At 39.7% G+C, this 23363-nt stretch carries 23 protein-coding genes and 4 tRNA genes; 23 read left to right on the forward strand and 4 right to left on the reverse strand.

Translation table 11 applies throughout. The annotated features are described in order from the left end of the window. Both filE and AC056_RS12655 read left to right on the forward strand, forming a co-directional pair. The coding region (gene filE, locus AC056_RS12650) for a putative pilus assembly protein FilE (protein WP_228144364.1) at window positions 1-857 on the forward strand (857 nt) is incomplete at its 5' end. Window positions 858-886: 29 nt separating this feature from the next. Continuing rightward, window positions 887-2812: a protein FilF gene (locus tag AC056_RS12655; protein ID WP_077163809.1), complete on the forward strand. Its 1926-nt coding sequence runs from the start codon at window positions 887-889 to the stop codon at window positions 2810-2812. A 49-nt stretch (window positions 2813-2861) separates the two neighbouring features. Here AC056_RS12655 and AC056_RS12660 read toward each other — a convergent pair whose 3' ends face one another. Continuing rightward, on the reverse strand, window positions 2862-3410 hold the full coding sequence (locus AC056_RS12660) for an NUDIX hydrolase (protein WP_044102885.1): 549 nt from the start codon (window positions 3408-3410) through the stop codon (window positions 2862-2864). Window positions 3411-3524: 114 nt separating this feature from the next. On the opposite strand from AC056_RS12660, the gene AC056_RS12665 reads away from it, so the two are divergent. The 6 genes from AC056_RS12665 to fghA all read left to right on the forward strand — a co-directional run bounded on the left by AC056_RS12665 (window position 3525) and on the right by fghA (window position 8709). Beyond that, window positions 3525-4151, forward strand: a complete 627-nt coding sequence (locus tag AC056_RS12665; protein ID WP_014208431.1) for a CoA pyrophosphatase — start codon at window positions 3525-3527, stop codon at window positions 4149-4151. A gap of 22 nt (window positions 4152-4173) precedes the next feature. Then, window positions 4174-4701 (forward strand): gamma carbonic anhydrase family protein, encoded by a 528-nt coding sequence (locus tag AC056_RS12670; protein WP_077163890.1) that lies wholly within the window; start codon window positions 4174-4176, stop codon window positions 4699-4701. 132 nt (window positions 4702-4833) lie between these two features. Then, the gene (gene tsaB, locus AC056_RS12675; RefSeq protein WP_049065996.1) at window positions 4834-5499 is read left to right on the forward strand and encodes a tRNA (adenosine(37)-N6)-threonylcarbamoyltransferase complex dimerization subunit type 1 TsaB; all 666 of its coding nucleotides are present in this window, start codon (window positions 4834-4836) and stop codon (window positions 5497-5499) included. Between the two features lie 16 nt (window positions 5500-5515). Continuing rightward, complete coding sequence (locus AC056_RS12680; protein ID WP_077163810.1) at window positions 5516-6307, forward strand: class I SAM-dependent methyltransferase; 792 nt, start codon at window positions 5516-5518, stop codon at window positions 6305-6307. Window positions 6308-6443: 136 nt separating this feature from the next. Beyond that, window positions 6444-7895: a C13 family peptidase gene (locus AC056_RS12685; protein WP_004703777.1), complete on the forward strand. Its 1452-nt coding sequence runs from the start codon at window positions 6444-6446 to the stop codon at window positions 7893-7895. After that, window positions 7864-8709: an S-formylglutathione hydrolase gene (gene fghA, locus AC056_RS12690; protein WP_077163811.1), complete on the forward strand. Its 846-nt coding sequence runs from the start codon at window positions 7864-7866 to the stop codon at window positions 8707-8709. The genes AC056_RS12685 and fghA overlap by 32 nt, the downstream gene beginning before the upstream one ends. On the opposite strand, the gene AC056_RS12695 is transcribed toward fghA, so the two are convergent. Next, a complete protein-coding gene (locus AC056_RS12695; RefSeq protein ID WP_004703774.1) occupies window positions 8710-8982 on the reverse strand; it encodes a DUF2218 domain-containing protein in 273 nt (90 codons plus the stop codon). Window positions 8983-9166: 184 nt separating this feature from the next. Here AC056_RS12695 and rpe point away from each other — a divergent pair, with 184 nt between their 5' ends. From rpe to AC056_RS12765, 14 genes are all read left to right on the forward strand, one after another. Then, the gene (rpe, locus tag AC056_RS12700) at window positions 9167-9853 is read left to right on the forward strand and encodes a ribulose-phosphate 3-epimerase (RefSeq protein ID WP_019456697.1); all 687 of its coding nucleotides are present in this window, start codon (window positions 9167-9169) and stop codon (window positions 9851-9853) included. A 436-nt stretch (window positions 9854-10289) separates the two neighbouring features. Continuing rightward, the gene (locus AC056_RS12705) at window positions 10290-11111 is read left to right on the forward strand and encodes a Cof-type HAD-IIB family hydrolase (protein WP_077163812.1); all 822 of its coding nucleotides are present in this window, start codon (window positions 10290-10292) and stop codon (window positions 11109-11111) included. Window positions 11112-11212: 101 nt separating this feature from the next. Then, a complete protein-coding gene (locus AC056_RS12710) occupies window positions 11213-11605 on the forward strand; it encodes a hypothetical protein (protein WP_077163813.1) in 393 nt (130 codons plus the stop codon). Between the two features lie 40 nt (window positions 11606-11645). Next, on the forward strand, window positions 11646-13586 hold the full coding sequence (locus AC056_RS12715; protein WP_077163814.1) for a copper resistance system multicopper oxidase: 1941 nt from the start codon (window positions 11646-11648) through the stop codon (window positions 13584-13586). Next, complete coding sequence (locus AC056_RS12720) at window positions 13573-14328, forward strand: copper resistance protein B (RefSeq protein WP_213033492.1); 756 nt, start codon at window positions 13573-13575, stop codon at window positions 14326-14328. Before AC056_RS12715 ends, AC056_RS12720 begins: the two co-directional genes overlap by 14 nt. Window positions 14329-14356: 28 nt before the next feature. After that, window positions 14357-15352 carry a cation transporter gene (locus AC056_RS12725; protein ID WP_191036703.1) on the forward strand — a complete coding sequence of 332 codons (996 nt, stop codon included), beginning with the start codon at window positions 14357-14359 and terminating at the stop codon, window positions 15350-15352. 149 nt (window positions 15353-15501) lie between these two features. Further along, a complete protein-coding gene (locus AC056_RS12730; protein WP_004703760.1) occupies window positions 15502-15822 on the forward strand; it encodes a DMT family transporter in 321 nt (106 codons plus the stop codon). An 11-nt stretch (window positions 15823-15833) separates the two neighbouring features. Further along, window positions 15834-16313, forward strand: coding sequence for a methylated-DNA--[protein]-cysteine S-methyltransferase (locus AC056_RS12735; protein ID WP_077163815.1), 480 nt, complete (start codon window positions 15834-15836; stop codon window positions 16311-16313). 136 nt (window positions 16314-16449) lie between these two features. Beyond that, window positions 16450-17670, forward strand: a complete 1221-nt coding sequence (gene argJ / locus AC056_RS12740) for a bifunctional glutamate N-acetyltransferase/amino-acid acetyltransferase ArgJ (RefSeq protein ID WP_077163816.1) — start codon at window positions 16450-16452, stop codon at window positions 17668-17670. A gap of 146 nt (window positions 17671-17816) precedes the next feature. Continuing rightward, window positions 17817-18881 carry a quinolinate synthase NadA gene (gene nadA / locus AC056_RS12745; protein ID WP_004703754.1) on the forward strand — a complete coding sequence of 355 codons (1065 nt, stop codon included), beginning with the start codon at window positions 17817-17819 and terminating at the stop codon, window positions 18879-18881. A 142-nt stretch (window positions 18882-19023) separates the two neighbouring features. Next, window positions 19024-19100: transfer RNA gene (locus AC056_RS12750), tRNA-Pro, on the forward strand. Between the two features lie 56 nt (window positions 19101-19156). Then, window positions 19157-19233, forward strand: a tRNA-Arg gene (locus AC056_RS12755). A gap of 33 nt (window positions 19234-19266) precedes the next feature. Further along, window positions 19267-19342, forward strand: a tRNA-His gene (locus tag AC056_RS12760). Between the two features lie 4 nt (window positions 19343-19346). Further along, window positions 19347-19423: transfer RNA gene (locus AC056_RS12765), tRNA-Pro, on the forward strand. Between the two features lie 171 nt (window positions 19424-19594). Here the strand turns inward: AC056_RS12765 and add are convergent. Next, entirely contained in the window at window positions 19595-20590 is a 996-nt protein-coding gene (add, locus tag AC056_RS12770; RefSeq protein WP_077163817.1) for an adenosine deaminase, read from the reverse strand. A gap of 402 nt (window positions 20591-20992) precedes the next feature. Here add and AC056_RS12775 point away from each other — a divergent pair, with 402 nt between their 5' ends. Next, entirely contained in the window at window positions 20993-22168 is a 1176-nt protein-coding gene (locus AC056_RS12775; RefSeq protein WP_077163818.1) for a zinc-binding dehydrogenase, read from the forward strand. 89 nt (window positions 22169-22257) lie between these two features. Here AC056_RS12775 and AC056_RS12780 read toward each other — a convergent pair whose 3' ends face one another. Next, on the reverse strand, window positions 22258-23205 hold the full coding sequence (locus tag AC056_RS12780; protein ID WP_077163819.1) for a LysR substrate-binding domain-containing protein: 948 nt from the start codon (window positions 23203-23205) through the stop codon (window positions 22258-22260). Window positions 23206-23363 lie beyond the last annotated feature (158 nt).

The raw sequence follows: 23363 nt of genomic DNA on the forward strand, positions 1-23363 counted from the left end.
CACCGACTGCACCGACTGCACTAGAGCGTCCTGTAACGGTTAGTGAAGTTCAGAACAATGAAGTTAAAAAGCAAAGTAGTACTGTTAAAGAACAAAGTACTCCAGTTAAAACTCCTCCATCTGTAGCAAGTACTTCACAACCTATTTCTACTCAAAACTCATCAAATGATCCATCTAAGTTTACGACTGTTGATGGCGTAGAGTATGTAAATAATGAGTATTTAGAAGATCAAGAATTTAATCTTGAAGGAAAAAAACGCTTTTATGTGATGCCCGATGGTTTAGGGCGAACAGAGTTTATTGAACGGAAAAAGGGGGTGAGTAAATCCACCTTAGAACAACTCTTCAATAAACAATCTCAAGATGATCAAGCAGCAATTATTTTAGCGCCAACTTATATACGACTATCTCAAAAAGACCTAGAAACGACTTTTGAACAAGATAAGTGTTTTGTTCAAGGCTACAAAAAGTCAATCAAAGTACTTGGTGATAAAAAAGACGTAAATTTATGGCCTCGAAAGCCATTAAAAGAAAAGTTTGAATATGAGTTGGTAAAATTAGATCCATCTGTACAACATTTACAGCTGATGTCTTTTGCAGCGAGTAATTCGACACCTCTATATTATTGGCCTTTAGCTATATTTTTAGATGAAAAAGGTTGCATTTTAGAGGGAGCAAGTGGTTTTAAGAGTAAGTCTTATCCTTCTACAATATTACAACATGCATCAATTCAGGGTACTTTAAAAGTACCACCTCATGCACGTTATATGATGTTAACTCCTTTATCTTCCTCTGTAGATGTAGAGGAACATGAATTATCTAATCAGGGACAGATTCAAATTTCGGTATTACGCTAAAAATTAAGTAAGAATGGGTAGAGTATCTAATGAATAAAAAAATATTATGGCCTTTTGCATTAACTACATTAGCAATCATGCTGAATGGGTGTGGTGGCGGTAGTTCAACAATTAATGAAGATCCTACAACTGGGTCTGGTAGTTCAAATGCAAATGGAAGTTGTGATGTATCAAATAGTGACTGCTTACAGTTTTCACTCGATTATCCGGTTGCTGGCCTGAATTTTACCTGTAGTAGTGTTGCAAATCAGAGTTTTGTCACTAAAGCTTCAGGCAATAGTGTTGTGGGTACATGTAAACTTGGTGATACAGCAAACTTCTTTTTACAAGGTACTCAAACAAAAACTAAAATTGACTTGGGCTCTGTCAGCTTAGATAACATTTCAAAAATTAAGGTAGTTGTTCCACCACGTTTGAAAATTATGGATATGGCAACAGCTTTAACGGGTGTTGCACCAGTTTCATTAAGTCAAGATGATCCAACCATCGGTGTAGCCATGGCTTTGGTTAAACTTTTTCAAAGCGTTGGTTTAGAACGTGGTGATAATGTAATTGGGGATATACAGCCAACTCAAGTTACAGAAGATAAGAAAAACACATTAAATGTTGTACTTCAAAATATTACTGCTACTGAATGGAAAAGTGGAGCATATGCCAGTATTTTGAAACCTTGGTTAGATGTTAGTCAGATTGATAATAATCAAGCTTTTGCTCTAGTAACGCAATTGGCTCATTTAAGTTTAGTTGGTTTATATCAGTCGGATTACTTGACCTTAGCTCAACCAAACTTAATTTCAGAAAATTTTTATGGATGTAATTTAGCTAATTTAGCCGATTGTCCAAAAAATGCTGCTAATACGCAGCATGTTATAGGTAATTTATTCTTACTTTCAGATCGTCAAGGCTATACATTTGGTTATGGCTTACAGTGGAAAGGTACGAGCACGACTACAAATAATTCAACAGTTACGGCTGTAATGGAAGTATTAACTAAATCTAAGCCAGCTCAACTTACAGCAAATGCTCAAACCACATGGCTTGATCCATTACAAGCTGAGATTAAGTCAACACAACCATTCCATTTAAAAGCTTCAGCTAATAGCAGTGAAGATTTACTGATTTATCAAGGTAAATTATTAAATGATTCATTTATTGCTGGTCGTGAAAGTTTGTATTTAGGCGCAATAAATAGTAAAACACCAAATCCTCAGCACTATGCGCTTTGGCGTCAAAGTATTGGGAATCAAAACTATAATGGTTCTCTAGATATCTATAAAGTGACTCCAGCAAGTTATCTTGCAAAAGATATCTTTAGAACTTCTAAAAATGTGAGCGCTGGGCAAACTTATATTTTCCCGTTATATGGTACTTTAAATATTAAATTTGATACCGCTGGAATTTCACCAATCGATTTAGGTATTGTGATTGATGAAAATGGTGATATTCGTACTGATATTAAACCTAATGCAACAGCAACGGATATGTCTGGTCAGTGCGGTGTGGTTTCAGATAATACTTTAATTGATAACAATGGCGTTCAACAGTACCGCATAGGAACAACGGGTGGTACTGAGTCTGCTTCAAATGATAAATCAATTACAGTAAAAATGATTTTTGCTGAACCGAAGCTAGGCAATCTCAATGGTATTTTGGCGGGGTTAAACTCGAACGTTGTTCAAGGTACTACTGCAACTGGTAGTCAAACCTTAATTGTAAGTGGGGCAAAAATTAACGTTGCTAACTTATTACAAGGGCAGGTAAATGGGATTAACCTTACAACTTATGATAACAAGACAGTTTCGTGGTTAAATCCATATGCCTTCTATCAACGAGTCTATAATAATATTAAGGATGTGAGCCCTGCTCCTACAGAAGATGATAAAGCTTTAGCTCAGAGAATGAGTGGGACGATAACGATTCGGACGGCTGATTGTTATCAAATTAAGACAAAATAAGAGCCTGCAAAAAAAGACCGCAAATGCGGTCTTTTTATTATCGAATTTATTAACCTGTATGGTCTAAACGAGTTCCTAACGTTTCTAAATGGGTTGGAAAAACTTGTTTTTTACGATCTTCAAAATAATGTTTGAGTGTGTGCTCGACACTCGGGAAAGCTAGCTCTCCCCATGGAATTTCATGCTCCTCAAACAGACGACTTTCTATACTTTCTTCACCTGCACCAAAAATTCCATCTTTTAACTGTGCTTTAAAAAGTACATAAATTTGCCCAATACGAGGAATATTGTACATACAATAGAGTTGTTCTATTTCTATCTCAGCTTCTGCTTCTTCACGAGTTTCGCGTGCTGCACCTTGTTCCATGGTTTCGAACAATTCCATATAGCCAGCAGGCAAAGTCCATAAACCATAACGAGGTTCAATCGCACGACGACAGAGTAATACTTTGTCTTCCCATAACGCTAAGGCACCGCAGATTACTTTGGGGTTTTCATAGTGAATATTTCCACAATGAGTACAAACACGGCGTACTTTATGATCACCTAAAGGAATTTTTTGTTCGGTTTTATGCCCACACGCTACACAGAAACTCATAATTATCATCGAGTATAGAGATGACTCAGCATAACTGAATTTTTAGACTTACGCATCAACTCTATTCCCTAAGTTTGATTTTCAGATATGATGCAAAGAGAGATAGAATAATAGGTGAATGGTATGGAAGAGCACTTGCTAACACAAAAGTTACAGCAAAGATTGCGCTTTTCCACCCGCATACAAGAAGCACAAGCAGCAGTACTGATTGCAATTACTAATGAAAATGATCCAAAGGTACTGCTTACACGCCGTTCAATACATATGAACAACCATGCGGGGGAAGTTTCTTTTCCGGGTGGAAAGCGTGATCCTAGTGATACCAGCAATATTGTTGTAGCGTTAAGAGAAGCTCAGGAAGAGACAGCTTTAAATCCGTTCGATGTGCAGTTGCTCGGTGATTTGCCGATGCAGCGTGCAAGAAGCGGTTTGTCTGTAAAACCGATCGTTGGGCTTATTCCTCCAGAGGTGACTTTAATACCTCAGCCTACCGAAATTGATCGAATTTTCTTTGTCCCGTTACAGCAACTTATTGAGACGCGTCCAACACCCTATGAAGTTCGATATGCCCATCAGTCTTTATATTTTCCAAGCTTACAGATTGATAATGAAATCATTTGGGGTTTAACTGCTCGTATGTTGGTGGCTCTGTTTAAATATGGATTGGGTTATCAAAAAGATTGGCCATTTTTACTCAACTCGCCAACCTTTGGAATGCCAAAGTTTTCTCATAAAAAATAAAGATCAGGATTGATAAATTATGATGTATAGCTATCAAGGACAGCATCCAAAAGCATTACATGAACCATGGGATGGCTGGATTGCTCCAACGGCAACGCTCATTGGACAAGTAGAATTAGGCCGTCAGGTCAGTATTTGGTTTGGTGCGGTAGTACGTGCTGATAACTGTGTTGTTCGGATTGGTAATTTTTCTAATATTCAAGAAAACTCGGTATTACATACCGATGCAGGCCTTGAGTTGAACATTGGTGAATATGTCACGGTCGGACATAAAGTCATGCTGCATGGTTGTACGATTGGTGATAATAGCCTGATTGGTATGAACGCTGTCATTTTAAATCGAGCTGTAATTGGTAAAAACTGTATTATTGGTGCGAATGCTTTAATTCCTGAAGGGAAGGTGATTCCAGATAATTCAGTGGTGATGGGTTCGCCTGGTAAAATTGTCAAAAGTCTAGATGAAGAAGGCGCTGCAAAAATACGCTTGAGTGCCCTACATTATGCTGAACACTTTAAAAGCTATACAGATTTAAAAGAATTTCACTTTTAAATTTTCAGTAAGATATTTTCAATGCCAAGCACTCGCTTGGCGTTTTTATTTAGACAGGAACAACTCGCCTATCAGCGCCGAGTGGGGTATCATAACTTCCGTTTTTAATCTGATTGAATACTAAGGTTGTGCATGAAACTGCTGGCGTTGGAAACTGCAAATGAGCAATGTTCCATTTCATTAATTGATGAAACCCAAGAACTATTTTTCCAACTCGATACGCGAGCGAAAGCACAAACCCAGACCATTTTGCCAATGATTGAGCAGGGCTTACAGCAAACTGGACTAGAAATTGCTGGTTTAGATGCAATTGCCTTTAGCCGGGGGCCAGGTTCTTTTAGCGGTGTTCGAATTAATGCTGCCGTTACTCAGGCTTTAGCTTGGTCACAAGATTTACCTGTGGTTCCAGTTTCTACCTTGCAAGCTCTCGCGCAAGCAGCTTACCGACTTGAAGGCTTAGAGCAGGTAACTGCAGTACTCGATGCCCGTATGAATGAAGTTTACATTGCAAGTTTTGTTCTAAATGAACAAGGCATAATGGATTGCATTGATGAAGAGAAATTAATGAATTACGAGCAAGCCGCCGCTTATGCAAAGCATTGCTTAATCGGTTCAGGTGCTAAGCTTCTTCAAGCCGATGCAGAGCATCAAACTATCACTGCTACTGCACAAGACATTGCTTCGATTGCACGTGTTTATGCTGCTCAAAAACAGTGGGTTGATGCAGAACATGCTTTACCGGTTTACTTGCGTGATGATGCCTGGAAAAAAATAGCAGATCAGGGTAAAGCAAAGTAAAGTAAAGGCAGTACTCATGCATATATATTTTGAAGTAGATTTTCAGGGGCAAGCACAGCACTACCAAGCTGTGCTTTGTTCTAGAGGCGTGACTACCGACTTACAGCCCATTGAAAAGCTCAATGCTCGTTTTTTACGTTTAAACCCTGACTTAGCACTTTGTGTAAATGAAAATGGGCTTTGGTTGTCTGCAAATGGTATGAAAATGCAGCCTGACTGGAAAGCGGAAATTCCGCGTTTAAAACGTGCCAGTCTTAAATCTGAGATGATTGCTCGAGCTTGTCAGTTGGGCGAAAAACCAGTAATTGTAGATGCTACTGCAGGTTTGGGTCACGACAGCTTACTTATGGCGTATTTAGGTGCTCAAATTCAGCTTGTTGAACGCCATCCGATTTTATTTACTTTACTTGAAGATTCAAAAGCTCAAGCACAGCGTGATCCATTTTTAAATCAGTTTATAGATCGTATTCAACTGGTGTTTGCTGACTCTGCAAGCTATTTACAGCAATTAGATCAAGAAGCAAAAACGGTTGATGTGGTTTATTTAGACCCGATGTTTCCACAGCGTGACCAGAACCAACAAGCGATTAAAAAACAAGCCCAAGTCAAAAAGCAGATGCAGCTTTTGCATTTACTTTTACCAGAAGATGGTGAAATGGATTTAGGTGATAATTTGCTTGAGTTAGCTAAGAAAGTTGCCAAGCGTGTGATTGTGAAACGCCCACGACATGCGATTTTTTTAGCAAATCAAGAGCCAGCCCATCAGTGGCAGGGAGATGCTTGTCGTTTTGATGCTTACTTTCAGTAAGCTTATGTAAGGTTAAGTTTTATTGCTTGAATAATGCACAAATATATGTGATATAGTTCAAAAGCATGATTGCTAAAATTCTTAGCAGGCATACACTTATGGTGCCTGACAAAAACGAAATTTTTGAAACCTTTTTATGATTGATCTCAAACCTTCCATTAACTTTTGGCATGATTTTAAAAGTAACCAGCTTGCCGGAATGTGGTTATTTTTGGGGTCAAGACGTTCCTTACAGATCGTACATCCTTCTATTCTTCAGCTTATTGTTTGGGGAATATTAGGTGGATGTACCAACTCGCTTTATAGCTGGCTTGTTGCTGGTCAAACGGGTGATTTCAACTCGCAAGGTTTAATTGGGTACGCACTTTGGCCTTTTATCGCACTTATTGTTGGTATTTTTCTATCACAGCGTATTAATCAGCCACGTTTGATGTTAGTTCCAGCTTTGCTCTGGCTGGTTTTAGATACCAATATTTTATTAATTCAATGTTTAATTCAATATTTGGGTTCTAACGGTTATCTAAACTTCATTCCCGATGCCATTTATAACGGTATTCTACCGAGTTTGTTCGTGGCACTTTTTGTATGGCAAAGTTTAGCTGTCATTTGGGTTTTCTCACGTGAGTTGAAATGGCCTTGGTGGGAGCGGGCATTGGTTATGGTTGCAACTATTGCGACCATGGTCGTCTGGCAGCTTTCTGTAAAAGATCAGCCTATTTGGAAAGTAGAAGACTCTCCACCTACGTTTGCCGAAGATGCTTTTTATGCACAAAGTAAGTTACTTCATGATGCTTTAGAGCAAGTCCAATATGGTGAGATAGCCAAAAGTCATTGGTATTTCTTGGGTGTTGCGGGCGATAGTTACCAAGACGTTTTTAAATCGGAAGTGGTTCGTATTAAAGAACAATTCGATACGCGTTTTGGTACAGTTGGGCGTTCAATGATGCTGGTCAATAACCCAGATACCCGAACCGAAATCCCGATAGCATCTAAAACCAGTATAGAGTTGGCTCTACGCCGTATGGGCCAACAAATGAACCGCGATAGTGATGTACTATTTTTATATATGACATCGCATGGTGAGCAAAACCATTTTGAAATTGAAAATGCGCCTCTAGATTTGGGACAGGTCGATCCGAAATGGTTACGTGAAACGCTCGATAAAGCTGGTATTCGTTGGCGCGTGATTGTCATTTCTGCTTGTTATTCAGGAAGTTTCATTCCTGCTTTGCAGTCACCAGATACTTTAATTATTACGGCATCTGCGGCAGACAAAACTTCTTTTGGTTGTAATAACGAAGCTGATTACACCTATTTTGGACGAGCTTTCTTTGACTTGGCGATGCGAGAGCAGTCTTCTATGAAAGATTCGTTTAATGCTGCCAAGCAAACTGTGACCAAATGGGAAGTGGCTCAAGGTGTAGACCCTTCAGAACCGCAATGGGTGATTGGTAAGAATATGGAACTTATGCTACCTCAGTTGGAAAAATATCTTTTCCCACAGCAAAGTACAGGTAGTGTAAATATTGCTCAAACACAAACAGAGGCTAAAAACGATGCAACTCCTGCAAAAAAACCGTTGCTTTGAGGGTGAGCAGCGCATTTACCAGTTTGATTCTCAATTATTAAAAGGCTCTACTAAGTTTGGTGTTTATTTACCACCAGCAGCTTTGGAAGGGAAAGCCTGTTCAACTTTGTTTTATCTTGCTGGGTTAACGTGTACTGAGGAAACCTTTGCCATTAAAGCACATGCGCAGCATATGGCAGCCCATCTTGGTCTGATATTGATTACCCCAGACACTTCTCCTCGTGGCGAACAGGTTGCAGTAGGTGACAATTGGGATATAGGACAAGGTGCGGGCTTTTATATTAATGCAACGCAAGCACCTTGGTCTGAACATTATCAGATGGAAAGTTATTTAATTGATGAGTTATATCCACTCATTTTGAAAAGTTTTCCAGTAAATGCTCAACAAGTTGGTATCTTTGGGCATTCTATGGGTGGCCACGGCGCATTAACTTTGGCTTTTAAATATCCTAAAAAGTTTAAGTCAGTTTCTGCTTTTGCACCGATCTGTGCACCAAGCGAATGTGCATGGGGCGAAAAAGCATTTAACCATTATTTAGGCGCAGATCGTGAGAGCTGGTTGGCTCATGATGCCACAGCTTTAGTCTTAAAAAATGGTGCAGTTTTTAGCGAAATTTTGGTTGATCAGGGATTAGATGATCAATTTTATGAACAACTTCACCCTGAAAAATTTAAGCAAGCATGTTTAAAAGTAGGACAGCCTTTAACTTTAAGACAACATGCTGGCTATGATCATGGTTATTACTTTATCCAGACCTTTATGGATGAGCACTTACAGTTCCATGCGATCCAATTAGAAAAGGTCGCTGGCTAATTAGTGTTGCCATTCCACCTCAAATTCTTGTTGAGCCATACGGTTTAGATGATCAAGGACAACTTTTTCCAAGTGGTCGTGGTCATCTAACTGACTATCAATAGCAACATTTAACTGCTCTGTTTGAGGTGCAAGTGTAATGGTTGCTGTAGGCATTAAGATTTTAAAGTCTTGCTCAGTTTCTTGTACTTCAAACTTATGTTTCCAATGATTAACTAGACGTTTTGCAATGCGTTTTCCATCATTTGTTAATAGATGAGTTGTGCTTTTCATTATCAATCCTCACATTGGTTTAATGTACCTTAACAAATTCGTTTCGCCGTTAGCATTCTATTGTTGCAACGTTACGTTGCAAGTTTGAAATGTTATCATTTAAGCAAGGAAGGGCAGGCCAAGTAGGTTCTTTTTTGTTATAATTTTCAGCCTCTCCTTAAATTTTCAGCCAGGTCATCCACCTATGTCCAAGCCTTACTTGATTGCTCCTTCTATTTTATCTGCCGATTTTGCTCGTTTAGGCGAAGATGTAGACAAAGTGTTAGCCGCAGGTGCCGATGTAGTACATTTTGACGTGATGGATAATCACTATGTTCCAAACTTAACTTTTGGTGCTGGTGTATGTAAGGCTCTAAAAAACTATGGTGTTAAAGCTCCAATTGATGTGCATTTAATGGTGTCTCCAGTTGACCGTATTATTGGTGATTTCCTAGAGGCTGGCGCTGATATTATTACTTTCCACCCAGAAGCATCTCACCACATTGATCGTTCATTACAACTTATTAAGTCTGGTGGTGCTAAAGCAGGTTTAGTCTTTAACCCAGCAACGCCGTTACACCATTTAGATTATGTGCTTGATAAAGTTGATCAAATTTTAATAATGAGTGTAAACCCTGGCTTTGGTGGACAAAAGTTCATTCCAATGACTTTAGAGAAATTACGTGCAGCGCGCAAAATTATCGATGCAAGTGGCCGTGATATCCGTTTAGAAGTTGATGGTGGTGTTGGCCCAGCAAATATTCGTGAAATTGCAGAAGCGGGTGCAGATATGTTTGTTGCTGGTTCAGCTATTTTTGGTCAACCAGATTATAAAGTTGTGATTGATCAAATGCGTGCAGAGCTTGCTAAAGTAGGGACGAAAGAGGTTTAACAGCTTTTTTGTGCTTGGATAAGGTGAGAAGTGCTTTTCGCCACTCACAGCATAGCTGTTCGTCTTGCACTCGGGTAGCGATACTTAATCGCTGCTACCCCTCGTTCATGTGGATAACTTTGTTTATAACTGTATGGATAACTGTGTTGATAACCGTATGGATAAGATGTTGGTAAAATAAACAAAACTAGATCAACCGTTTACTCTCTAAACAAAATGTACGAAAAAAGAACGCTTTGGCGTTCTTTTTTTATGCGTATTGAATATTTTATTGTCCGGTTTTTTATTAAGCTTTGCTAAAAAATAACCTGTGCAAAAAACGAAATGAGGCTGTATAAAACTTTTAAAAACTTATAGAGAGAAAACTGTAAAAGTGTCATGAAAAGTAAAGCTAAATTTGCTTTAATAAGATTTTAGTAAGAGACCTAGATCATTAATGACAGTAAAAATTTTAGCGGTAGATATGGATGGGACTTTTCTTAATTCTAAGAAGCAGTACAACAAAGCACGTTTTTTAAAACAGTATGAACAATTAAAACAAAATAATATTCATTTTGTGGTGGCCAGCGGTAACCAACTCGCAAAGCTTGTGACCTATTTTCCAGAAATTAATCATGAAATAGCTTTTATTGCAGAAAATGGCGCACATGTTGTAGATGCTGGACAAGAACTCGCTTTTGCCCATTTAAGCAAAGAACAATTTAGTAATATTATAAAAGCGATTGACTCTGCGTATACCTCGACTATGGTGATCTGTGGGAAACAGAGTGCTTATGTACATAGGAGTATGAATGCAGAGGACTACGCTAAAGTCGCTCGATATTTTGAGAAGCTGACAGTTATTGATGATTTTTATGCACTAGATGACTTGGTGTGTAAAATTACTTTTACTGCTCAGGAAAACGAAAGCTTTGCAATTTTTGAGCATTTTCAGAAGCAAAGTTTTGTAGCAGATAAAGTTTTAGTGCCTGTTTCTAGTGGTTTTGGTTTTATCGATTTAATTCTTCCTGATCAGCATAAAGCGCATGGTTTGAAGCTATTACTACAAAAATGGCAGATTGAGCCTAATCAGGTGGTGGCGATAGGTGATAACAATAATGATATTCAGATGATTAAAGCAGTCGGTTATGGTTTTGCTGTTGAAAATGCTGTTCAAGCTTTAAAAGCAGTGGCACCTTATGCAACTGTAAGTAATGAACAAGAAGGTGCACTAGATGTGATTGATTTAGTCCTTCAGCATCAACCTCCGTTTGCTTAATGACCGTAAAAACAATCAATTAAGATGTAAAATTGTATCTGATTTAAAACTTGGTTATGCTAATACACCATAGATAAATGGATTGCTCAAGGCAATAAATGATGACACTGCAACACTTACGCAAGTATGCTTGGTTTGTGTTCCTAATGACTTTGGTCGTTGGGTGGAGTGGTGTGTCTGTTGCTCAGATGCCTATGCAGCATGATCTTCATACGATGCCATGTCATAATAAGCAAATGACACATCATACTATGCAGGGTCAAGCTGATGATCAGGCGATGTGCCATCAATCTATGGTGAAAGTTTCTCAACATGGTGAACACTGCCAAGACTGTAACCCAGTCCATTGTCAGATGCTGAATCTGGCTTTGCAGCAAGCTGTACCAGACGTTGAAACATCATTTATTCCTATTTCATCTCAATTTAGTAGTGTTTATCAGGCTCAGCATTTAGCCGGATACTGGCAAGAAATTTTACGTCCTCCAAAAGCTTAATCCTTTCTTACTTATTTTTTTAGTTCAAAGGATTACAGCAATGTCTCATAAAACAATTAGCAGCCTCGTCGCTGTATTTGGTCTATTGGTTTCACCATGGACTCTCGCGGCAATTAAGGAATATCACCTTAATATTAATGAACAACAGGTCAATGTTACGGGTCAGCCGCTCAAACGAATTACCGTAAATGGAAAATTTACAGCCCCACTTCTTGAGTTTGAGGAAGGAGATGAGGCTGTTATTCATGTTCATAACCAATTAAAGAATCAAGATACCTCTTTACACTGGCATGGCTTATTGCTGCCAGGGTTAATGGATGGTGTACCGGGTTTCAATGGTTTTAAAGGAATCGCGCCAAACGGAGATTTTGTTTACCGTTTTAAGGTGAAACAAAATGGCACATATTGGTATCACGCCCATAGTAAAGGCCAAGAGCAAGATGGTTTATATGGCCCGCTCGTGATTTATCCAAAAGGAAAAATACCCGTAGCGGCGCATGAAAAAGCTGACCGTGATTATGTGGTGATGCTTTCAGATTTTCATAACTCTTCTAGCGATAGTATTTTAAAGAATTTAAAGAAATCTGCTGAGTATTATCAAAACCGCCGTGAAACCGTATCTGATGTGTGGAAGCAAGTTAAAGCACAAGGCTTAAAGGCAACTTGGCAAGATCGTTCGATGTGGAATCAGATGCGGATGTTAAAAACCGATATGTCTGATGTGACGGGTTATACCTTCTTAGTTAACGGCAAGACACCACAGCAAAACTGGACAGGTAATTTTAAAGCTGGAGATAAGGTCCGATTACGATTTATTAATGCATCAGCAATGTCATTTTTTGATGTCAGAATTCCAAATTTGAAAATGACTGTTGTGAGTGCAGACGGACAGCCAGTTAAGCCTGTAGCAATTGATGAGTTTCGTATTGGTACAGCGGAAACCTACGATGTCATTGTAGAACCTAAACAAGCAAATTATCAGATTGAAGCAGAGTCTATTGACCGTAGTGGTTTCGCTATCGGCACTTTGCACAATGAAAATACAGAGGCTGTGGGGCCAGTCCAAATGCCAACACCACGCCCACTTGCTTTGTTAACCATGGACGATATGGGCATGAGTCATGGTGATGGAAGTGATGATCATGCTGGTCATCAAATGAATATGAAACATGACATGTCATCAATGCCTGAAATGAAAAAAGAAGAGAGCCAGACTAATCATGATCACACAATGATGAGCATGAGCAATGACATGAAAAATATGTCATCTGAAGAACATGATCACTCTATGAGGCAAATGAAGCATCACATGTCAGCGATGCCTGAAATGAAACATGATATGCAGGCAATGTCGTCTAGCGAGCATGACCACGCTATGATGAATATGAAGCATGAGATGCCTGAAATGCCTGCGCAATCTGAAAATAAAACTAAAAATAATGAGCCCGTTTATGGCTGGGCAAATGCTTCGACACCAGCGGGAATGAAAGCGCTGCAATATAGTGATTTGCAATCTTTGACACCTCAGCCAGACACGCGTGCGCCAGAACGAGAGCTTGTTATTCGTTTAGGTGGCAACATGGAGCGTTATATCTGGACCATTAATGGCAAGAAATTTAGCGAAGCTGAGCCATTACAAGTTAAGTATGGCGAACGTATTCGCTTGAAGTTCGTGAATGACAGCATGATGGCTCACCCAATGCATTTACATGGCATGTTCATGCAATTGGAAAATGGTCAGCAAGCTGAAAACTTACCAAATAAACATACCGTTATTGTTCCACCTGGAAAGACAGTTACTGCGTTACTGACAGCCGATGCCTTAGGAGAATGGGCGATTCATTGTCATTTGCTTTATCACATGAGTGCAGGGATGATGAATAAGTTGATTGTGGCTCAAGTGAATGATGGAGTAGTAGATGCATCTCAAGCACCTGTTCAATCTGAAAATGAAAAAGGAGCTAGTCATGCGCATCACTAAGTTGTTTTCTCAAATGATATGTTGCGGTGTTTTCTCTGGTGTATCGGTTCTTGCTTTTGCCCAAGAACCCTTAACCCATGATCATTTACGCGAACATGGTGGACAGGTTTATCAAGCAACAAAAATTGATACTGGCTGGACGCAAAATGAAGAGGGGGAAGGACGTTTTTCGTCTGAATTAGAAACTTGGATGGGGACTGATGAAAATAAATTATTCATCAAAGCCCACGTTGAAAAAGCCGAGTCGGAAGATGCCAATTATGGCGGTTCAGTACTTTATAGCCGAAATATCGCCGACTATTGGGATGTACAGGCAGGGGTAAACTACGAGCGTTTACAGCAGGAAGATGAAAAGCAAGATCGCTGGGCTGGTGTAGTGGGCTTACACGGCATGGCACCTTACTTTTTTGAAACCGATGCATATCTTTATGCAGGTGAAGATCAACTATGGAAGTTAAGTTTAGAAACGGAAAGGGACTTACTCTTTACCCAAAAGTTGATTGGTAAACCCTATTTAAAAGCAGATGTTGTTTTACAAGATGAATCTCGCTATGCCAGTAAAACGGGATTATCGAGTTTGCAGGCAGGTTTTCAAACCCGTTATGAAATCAATAAAAAGGTCATGCCATTTGTTGATGTCGGTTATGGTTATGAAAAAGGCTTAAAACAAACTGCTTGGCAAACTGGAACTGACTCTGAACATGGTTGGTATTATGGAGCTGGGTTAACACTTAAGTTTTAATTGCCGAACAAAAATTAAGCTTAATGACATGCCATTGGTTTATACTGATGGCATTGTTTTTTGTGTCAGTTATGGTGCAAAGATGGCTTTAGAAAAACAAGAGAATCAAATAAATGTCAATAAAAGCTGTTCAAGCTGTGGGTGCTCAAGCGTAGCAACTCAAGACTATTCTATGCCGAGTGAACCTATGACTAATAAAATCCAATGGGTGAGTTATTACCATATTCCTCACATGGATTGCGCAGCAGAAGAGCAAATGGTGCGAATGGCTTTGGTACCTTATGCTGAACATATTCAAGAACTTGAATTTGATTTACCTACTCGTCATTTAGCGGTATATCACAGTAAAGAAGCTGAAAAAATTACTCAAAGCCTGCAACGCCTAGGTTTAGGGGCAGAGTTACAGCAAACCCAGCCTCACTATGAACCCGTTGAAAAGCCTAAAAAGGTACGTGCTAGCTCTTCAAACCATGCAGCACAAAAACAGGTTTTACAATGGTTGTTACTCATTAATGCTGTGATGTTTTTCATCGAATTTATGGCGGGCATCATTGCGTCATCAACAGGATTAATTGCTGACTCACTCGATATGTTTGCCGATGCGGCAATTTATGGCATTGCTTTATTTGTGGTAGGTAAAAACCTCAATGCTCAATTAAAGGCTGCACATATTTCCGGATGGTTTCAATTTGGCTTAGCCATGATTGTGTTAGTTGATGTACTACGTCGTTTTATATACGGCAGTGAACCTGTTTCAATTCTCATGATTTTAATTGGCGGATTAGCGCTTGCAGCCAATATTAGTTGCATTTATTTAATGAGAGACCATAAGGAGAGTGGGGCACATATGAAGGCGAGTTATATATTCTCTGCAAATGATGTCATCGTAAACTTAGGTGTCATTATTGCGGGAATATTGGTTGCAATTACTGGCTCTCGTTATCCTGATCTCATAATTGGGTTAATTATTGTTTTGTTTGTTTTAAATGGTGCTCGGAAAATCTTACAACTCAAAAATGAATAAGATTTATAGATTAAAGGTGAACTTGAGTTCGGGTTTGCCTAGATTTTTTATTTTAAAGTAAACTGAGTCTTCACATAAGGAGGAACGACCTCCCCCATAATGGGTAATCATGTCAGGACGACCTGACACTATAAAAATTAGTGAATGTTATGGCTTGGGCTATTTTAATTTTAGCAGGTGTATTTGAAATCATTTGGGCATATTCTATGAAAATGTCTGAAGGTTTTACACGTTTAACCCCTAGTATTATTACCGTAGTTTTTATGATTTTGAGTGTAGTTCTGCTTTCAATATCAATGAAAACTCTACCCCTTGGTACTGCTTATACGGTTTGGACAGGCATAGGTGCAATTGGATCATTTTTAGTGGGTATATTTTTTCTTCATGAACCTATTGGTGCGATGAGAATGATTGCCGCTGTACTGATTGTATCGGGACTGGTTCTAATGAAAATTTCGTCTCCATCTTAAAAGGATAAAGTATGTTGCTGTCTTATAAGTATATCAATTCGCCTGTTGGGCAATTAAAGCTAGTTGCGAATGAAAATGCTTTGGTGGCAGTACTTTGGGACAATAAAAATCCAAAACGTGTTCGACTAGCAGAGCTGGTCGAACAAACTGAGCATCCAATTTTATTAAAAACTGAGCAACAGTTAAAAGAATACTTTGACGGTACGCGCCGCGAGTTTAGCTTGCCATTAGATTTTGAAGGTACAGCATTTCAAAAGCAGGTGTGGGCGACATTACTCAGTATTCCCTATGGTGAAACAAGAAGTTATAAAGAGATTGCTGTTCAAATTGGCAATGAAAAAGCCGTGCGTGCAGTAGGTGCTGCCAACGGTAAAAACCCGATTTCAATTATTGCACCTTGTCACCGAGTCATTGGGGCAGGCGGCGCCTTGGTCGGTTTTGCGGGTGGTCTTGATAAGAAAGATATTTTATTAAAATTAGAGCAACAATAAGCTATTTTTAGCGCTCGATTTTTTCAGGCTTTTCTAATAAGCTGTCAACAATGATATTTCATGTAAAGCATGTTTTATTACATCGCTATTTTCTGAAATATTAATCTTTTCATAACAAACTCTGGATGTTCTAAAAATGGCTGTCGGCGACGTAACAATGCCACAAATGCATGTGGTAAAAGGTGTAAAAATTGGCTCAACTGAAGCATATGTACGTTACCAAAACCGACGAGATTTAGTCATTTTTGAGTTTGCAGAAGGTTCAAACGTCGCTGGGGTATTTACCCAAAATGCATTCTGTGCAGCACCTGTTCATGTATCGAAAGCTCATCTTGCTCAAGGTAATCCTCGTTATTTAGTAATTAATACAGGTAATGCCAATGCGGGTACTGGACCTACAGGCTTAAAAAATGCCCAAGACACTTGCGCGAAGTTAGCTGAGCTTGCTGGTGTGAACAGTTTTGAAGTACTTCCGTTTTCTACAGGTGTGATTGGTGAGCAGCTTCCAATGGAGCGTTTACTTGCTGGTCTTCAGCCTGCATTAAATAGCGTACAAGAGGCTGCTTGGAATGATGCTGCAACTGGCATTATGACGACAGACACTGTGCCTAAAGGTGCATCTGAAAAATTTGAACTTGATGGCATTACTTATACCATGACAGGTATTAGTAAAGGCGCAGGCATGATCCGTCCAAACATGGCAACCATGCTGAGCTTTGTTGCTACAGATGCGCCTATTAGCCGTGATTTAGTACAAAAGCTATTAAAGACAACAGTTGAGCATTCATTTAACCGTATTACGATTGATGGTGATACTTCAACAAATGACTCTTGTATTTTTGTGGCGACTGGTCAGGCAGGTGGCACTGAAATTACATCAGACAGTGATCCACGCTACGCAAAAGTATTAGAAGTGCTTGCTCGTGTCATGAACCGTTTAGCGCAGTTAATTATTCGTGATGGCGAAGGTGCAACTAAGTTTATTACTGTTGCTGTAGAGGGTGGCGGTAACATTCAGGAGTGTTGTGACATTGCTTATAGCATTGCGCATTCTCCACTCGTTAAAACCGCACTTTTTGCATCAGACCCGAACTGGGGACGTATTTTAGCGGCAATTGGCTATGCTGGAGTGAAAGAATTAGACGTGTCTAAAATTCAGGTATGGCTAGACGACGTACAAATCTGTAAAGATGGTGGTGCAGCCGAGGACTATACCGAAGAAGCTGGTGCGCGCGTTATGGCACAAACCGAAATTACCATTCGTGTTGACTTAGGTCGCGGACAAGCCAAAGATACAGTCTACACATGCGATTTATCTTACGACTACGTCAAGATTAATGCAGATTACCGTTCGTAAATATTCAGTTATAATCAAGCCTCGACAAAGAGGCTTTTTTATTAGCCCCAACTTTTGATATTAAATGATTCAATCTATTAAATCATTTAAGCAGTAACGTTATATGCGAGCAGGTATGCCAGCATAAAGGATAGAGAAGACGTTTTATGAGTGATGCGACTTTAATTGCCAACGATGCAAAAAACATTGTACAAGCGCATTTAGACCGTTTAGGTGAGCCAAAAGACAATCGCTTAAGTGAAGAAGCAAAACAACAAAAGTTTGCACAGATCGAAGCAGAGCTCAAAAAACGTGATGCTGTCCTTGTTGCTCATTACTATTGCGACCCTGAAGTACAAGAGCTTGCTGAAAAAACAGGTGGATGTGTTTCTGATTCTTTAGAAATGGCCCGTTTTGGACGCGATCATGCTGCCTCAACATTAGTCGTTGCTGGTGTTAAATTTATGGGGGAGACAGCTAAAATTCTGTCTCCTGAAAAAACAATTTTAATGCCGACACTTGAAGCAACTTGTTCACTCGACTTGGGCTGTCCAGTTGATGAGTTCACAGCATTTTGTGATCAACACCCTGACCATACTGTAGTTGTTTATGCCAATACATCTGCTGCTGTTAAAGCACGTGCAGATTGGGTCGTAACTTCAAGCTGTGCTGTCGAAATTGTTGAGCATCTAGACAGCTTAGGTGAAAAAATTATTTGGGCACCAGATCAGCATTTAGGTCGCTATATCCAAAAGAAAACCGGTGCAGATATGTTGCTTTGGGATGGTGCATGTATTGTGCATGAAGAATTCCGTGCACGTGGTATTGCCAGCATGAAAGCACTGTATCCAGACGCTGCTGTATTGGTACATCCAGAGTCGCCAGAATCAGTTGTAGAAATTGCAGATGCGGTAGGTAGTACTTCTCAACTCATTAAAGCTGCGCAGACTTTGCCAAATGAAAGACTCATTGTGGCAACAGACCGCGGTATTTTCTACAAAATGCAGCAAGCAGTACCCAATAAGATTTTAGTTGAGGCGCCAACAGCGGGTGAGGGGGCAACTTGTCGTTCATGTGCTCACTGTCCGTGGATGGCAATGAATGAACTTGACGGAATTTTAGAAGTTTTACAAAAAGGTGATCAGGAAATACACGTTGATCCAGCGCTGGCTGAACGTGCCAAAATGCCTTTAGATCGAATGTTAGCCTTTAGTGCATCGTTAAAACGTTAAAAAACCTCAAAATGCTTGTTAAATATACATTTGATAAGGATTTTTAACTTTTTTTTAGAATAGGTGTTGACGTCTGAGGGCGTCGCGCCTAGAATGCACACCGTACCGCACGATGTGCGATACAGCAAAAGCTGAGATAGATCGGAGCATAGCACAGCCTGGTAGTGCACCTGGTTTGGGACCAGGGGGTCGTAGGTTCGAATCCTACTGCTCCGACCACTTAAAATAATATTTTAAGATCGGCGAAGTATCGCATGATAAGCATCATCGGTTAAGCGCCTGTAGCTCAGTTGGATAGAGCATCCGCCTTCTAAGCGGATGGTCACAGGTTCGAATCCTGTCAGGCGCGCCATTTGGTAGCTTGGTACATAGAACTTATTTGATGGTGGATGTAGCTCAGTTGGTAGAGCCCTGGATTGTGATTCCAGTTGTCGCGGGTTCGAATCCCGTCATTCACCCCAATTTCGGAGCATAGCACAGCCTGGTAGTGCACCTGGTTTGGGACCAGGGGGTCGTAGGTTCGAATCCTACTGCTCCGACCATATTTTAAAAGCGTTCAAGCTTTGAAAATATCCCAAATATTGAAAAGAATTTCTTCTAGTCTTAAAGATAGAAGGAATTTTTTTGTTTTTATATATTTAAATTTTAATTCATACATACTCCAATATTTGAACGTATTTATATAAGCTCTGTTCTCTGTTCTCTGTTCTCTGTTATTGATATTTCTGTCTTAACTCATCCTTTTCTTGATCTGACAAAAATGCGATTTTAAGACCATTTTCTTGAGCTGTATAAATTTGCTCAGGGCTTAAACCAGCTAAAGGGGCAGCAGTTAAATATTCATGTTGTATCTCAATACCTTCTACCGCAGGGTCATCCGTATTAATGGTGGCAAGTACGCCATGTTCTAAAAAAGTCTTTAATGGGTGCTCTGCTAAAGAAGGCACTGTGTTGGTTTGAATGTTTGAGGTGAGACAAGACTCAATACCAATCTCATGTTTTGTCAAATAATCTAAAAGTTTTAAATCTTGAACTGCTTTAACACCATGTCCAATTCGTTCAGCACCTAATTCTTCAATAGCTTGCCAAATACTTTCTGGGCCGGCAGCTTCGCCTGCATGTACCGTAATATGCCAACCTGCATCACGCGCTTTTTTAAAGTGATCAATAAATAAATTGCCCGGAAAACCAAGCTCATCACCAGCAAGATCCAGTGCTTTAATATCATTTTTATGGGCGAGTAGGGCATTTAATTCTTTTTCGCAGGCTTCTTGACCAAAAGTACGACTCATAATGCCAATTAGGTTCGCTTTTACACCGTACGCCTGACTGCCTTCTTTGACTCCAGCAATAACCGCTTCAACTACGCCTTCAAGTGGAAGTTGATGTGTCATTCCCATATAACCTGGTGAAAAACGTAGTTCTACATAATCTAGGCCTTGTTGGGCAGCATCCTGTATGTTTTCAAAAGCAATACGTTTGCAGGCATCTAAACTCGCTAATACTTTTACGCCCCAGTCGAGCTTTGATAAAAAACTTAATAAGTCAGGTTGGTTATCCATCACTTGTACGTGTGGTCGTAAAGATTCAATGTCGTAAGCAGGTAAAACTAAATTGTATTGTTGGCCCAATTCTAAAATGGTTTGAATGCGGATGTTGCCATCAAGGTGGCGGTGTATATCTGTAAGCGGGAGCGTTTTTGTAATCATAGATTTCTTCTTATCTGTTCGTCTTAATTCATCATGCCTGTTTAGAGCCACTGATAAAAGTTTGGTTTTGCTATGTTTTTGTGAAAAGCGTTGAGTTGAGTTTTTTGAACTTACTATATTTGTATAAGTTTTAATTTTGATGACATTGTTCTGGCCTAAGAAGATAACGCAGTCTGTGTAAGATACAAGCACCAAGATTTTTATTGTTTTTAATTTCGCTGAGCCTGTTTTTTGTTGACTCTTCAATAGTGGATTGGCTGAAGAATGGTCATTGGTATTTTGCCTTTTAGTTGTAAAGATGAATAAAGGCTTGCTAAAGACCAAACTGATAAAGCGATTAATTTATCTGTAAAAATCTATTTCTGGCAAGTAAATGAAAAAGAAGAAATAGGAAGCACTCAAATGAAGTCGGTACTTTGTCATCAAGCAAAATTACAAGTGGTGGACCAACCGAACTTAACACCTGCAAAAGGGCAGGTTTTATTAGAAGTGGTGCGATGTGGGATCTGTGGTTCAGATTTACATATGCAGCACCACTGCGACCACATGCATGATTTGGCTGCACGTGTCGGGTTTAATGGTTTAGCCAAATCTACAGACCCATTTGTACTTGGACATGAGTTTTGTGGCAAGGTCTTAGACTACGGCCCAAAAACACGTCATAAATTTAAAGCGGACACACTCGTTTGTGCAATGCCGCTTTTAAATGTAGATCAGCATGGTTATTTGTCTACAGGACTTTCCCCAAATGCTTCGGGCGGTTATGCCGAGCAAGTATTGGCTCAATCAAGCTTGATGTTTGAAGTACCCAACGGTCTAGATGCCGATAGTGCTGCTATGACTGAACCTATGGCGGTTGCATTACATGCTGTTCGCCGTAGTCGTGTAAAAACTGGTGAACCTGCGATTGTGATTGGCTGCGGCCCTGTCGGGTTAGGTGTCATATTAATGCTTAAAGCGGCTGGGGTTAAAACTGTAGTTGCCAGCGACTTTTCACCAAACCGCCGTAAGCTTGCCGAGCAATGCGGTGCCGATATTGTGGTAGACCCTAAAGAGACATCGCCATTTGCCAACTGGAAAGAGTTTGGTTTGCTTGGCAATGTTTCTGATGCGATTAATATGGGCATGGGATTGTTTGATAAGTTACAAGCGACACGCTTACCATGGTGGCATGGATGGCGCATGATTGATAAGTTAGGTGCTTTACCAAAACGTCCTGTTATTTTTGAGTGTGTGGGCGTACCGGGTGTCTTGCAGCAAATTATTGAGGGTGCGCCTTTGTTTTCCCGAATTGTCGGGGTGGGTGTGTGCATGCAAAGTGACAAAATAGAACCCGCACTTGCGATTAATAAAGAGTTAGAAATTCAGTTTGTACTAGGATACACGCCGCTTGAGTTCCGAGATGCTCTACACATGATTGCAGAAGGTAAAGTGAACTGCTCACCATTGATTACCGGTGTTGTTGGTCTAGAAGGTGTTACCAGTGCATTTGAGGCATTACGCGACCCTGAACAGCATGCCAAAATCTTGATTGACCCGAAACGTAGTGGTTCAAATATTCAATTGATGAATCATTAATTTCAAAGACATTTATGCTTAACTAAAAGGTTGTGATCTCATTAATCACAATCTTTTTTTATGCGTATAGATCGCACAAAGTGGCTCAGCTAATTTGTACTGCTCTTTAGTTGTTCTAGCTCTTGGTAAATCCACTCAACAAATTTCTGAATGGTTGGGGTTATGTCTTGGCTTGAGTGAATGAGATAGTACTTTCGGCTGCCTTTTAGTTTTTTATTGGAAACAATCACCAGTTCCTTTTTTTGTAGTTCAGACTCAATCAACATTTGTGGAATTAAAGCCATTCCCATGTCATGACTGGCGGCAACCGCAAGCATTGAAAATAACTCATGGCGTTGTCCATCAAAAGGTTTCGGGTGCTGCATCTGATGAGTTAGAAACCATTCTTGCCAAATGCTAGGCCGAGTGGTTTGTTGTAGGAGAGGGATTTTTAATAAATCTTCTGGGCTTAAATCATAGGTATTTTCATTAATTATCACAGCATCTGGAAAATACTTTTCGATTAGCCTTGATGAGCATACAGGTACAATTTCTTCATCCATTAAATAATGTGCTTGTATGCCGGGCCAGTGGTCAATTTGCTGCTGCGTACCTGCAAAAATCGCAGCATCAAAAATGTTATCATTAAATAAAAAAGGTTTAGTACTGGTTTCTAAATGAACGGTAATTTCAGGGTGTTTTTGATTTAAAAGATGGAGCTTGGGTAATAGCCAGCGTGTTGCAAAGGTAGGAACTACGCCTAACTTTAATGTTCCACCTAAACCCTTATGAGAAATCACATCGGCCGTACATTTCTCTAAGCCTAATAAATAGGGCTTAATACTTTTAAAATACTGCTGACCAGCAATCGTGAGTTCAACACCATGCCGAGTACGTATAAAGAGTTCAACGCCCAAGAAATCTTCTAACTGCTGAATTTGGCGAGAGACTGCACTTTGGGTAATACATAACTCTTGTGCAGCATAGGTATAACTTAGATGTTTTGCTGCACTTTCAAAGCAAATCAGGCCCTGAATGGACGGGATACTTCGTCGCATAAATAAATCCTTTTATTTGTCGTCATATTTCAAAACAGCATATGACCTAAATGCAGATATCCGAGTTTAGTATAAAAATAAGCCATTTTTAATGAAATACAACCAATTAAATATCTAAATTTAAACTTTCTTATTTTAAATATGCGTAAGTCGCATAT

This window comes from Acinetobacter genomosp. 33YU (genome assembly GCF_001990725.1).
Classification (GTDB): domain Bacteria; phylum Pseudomonadota; class Gammaproteobacteria; order Pseudomonadales; family Moraxellaceae; genus Acinetobacter; species Acinetobacter seifertii.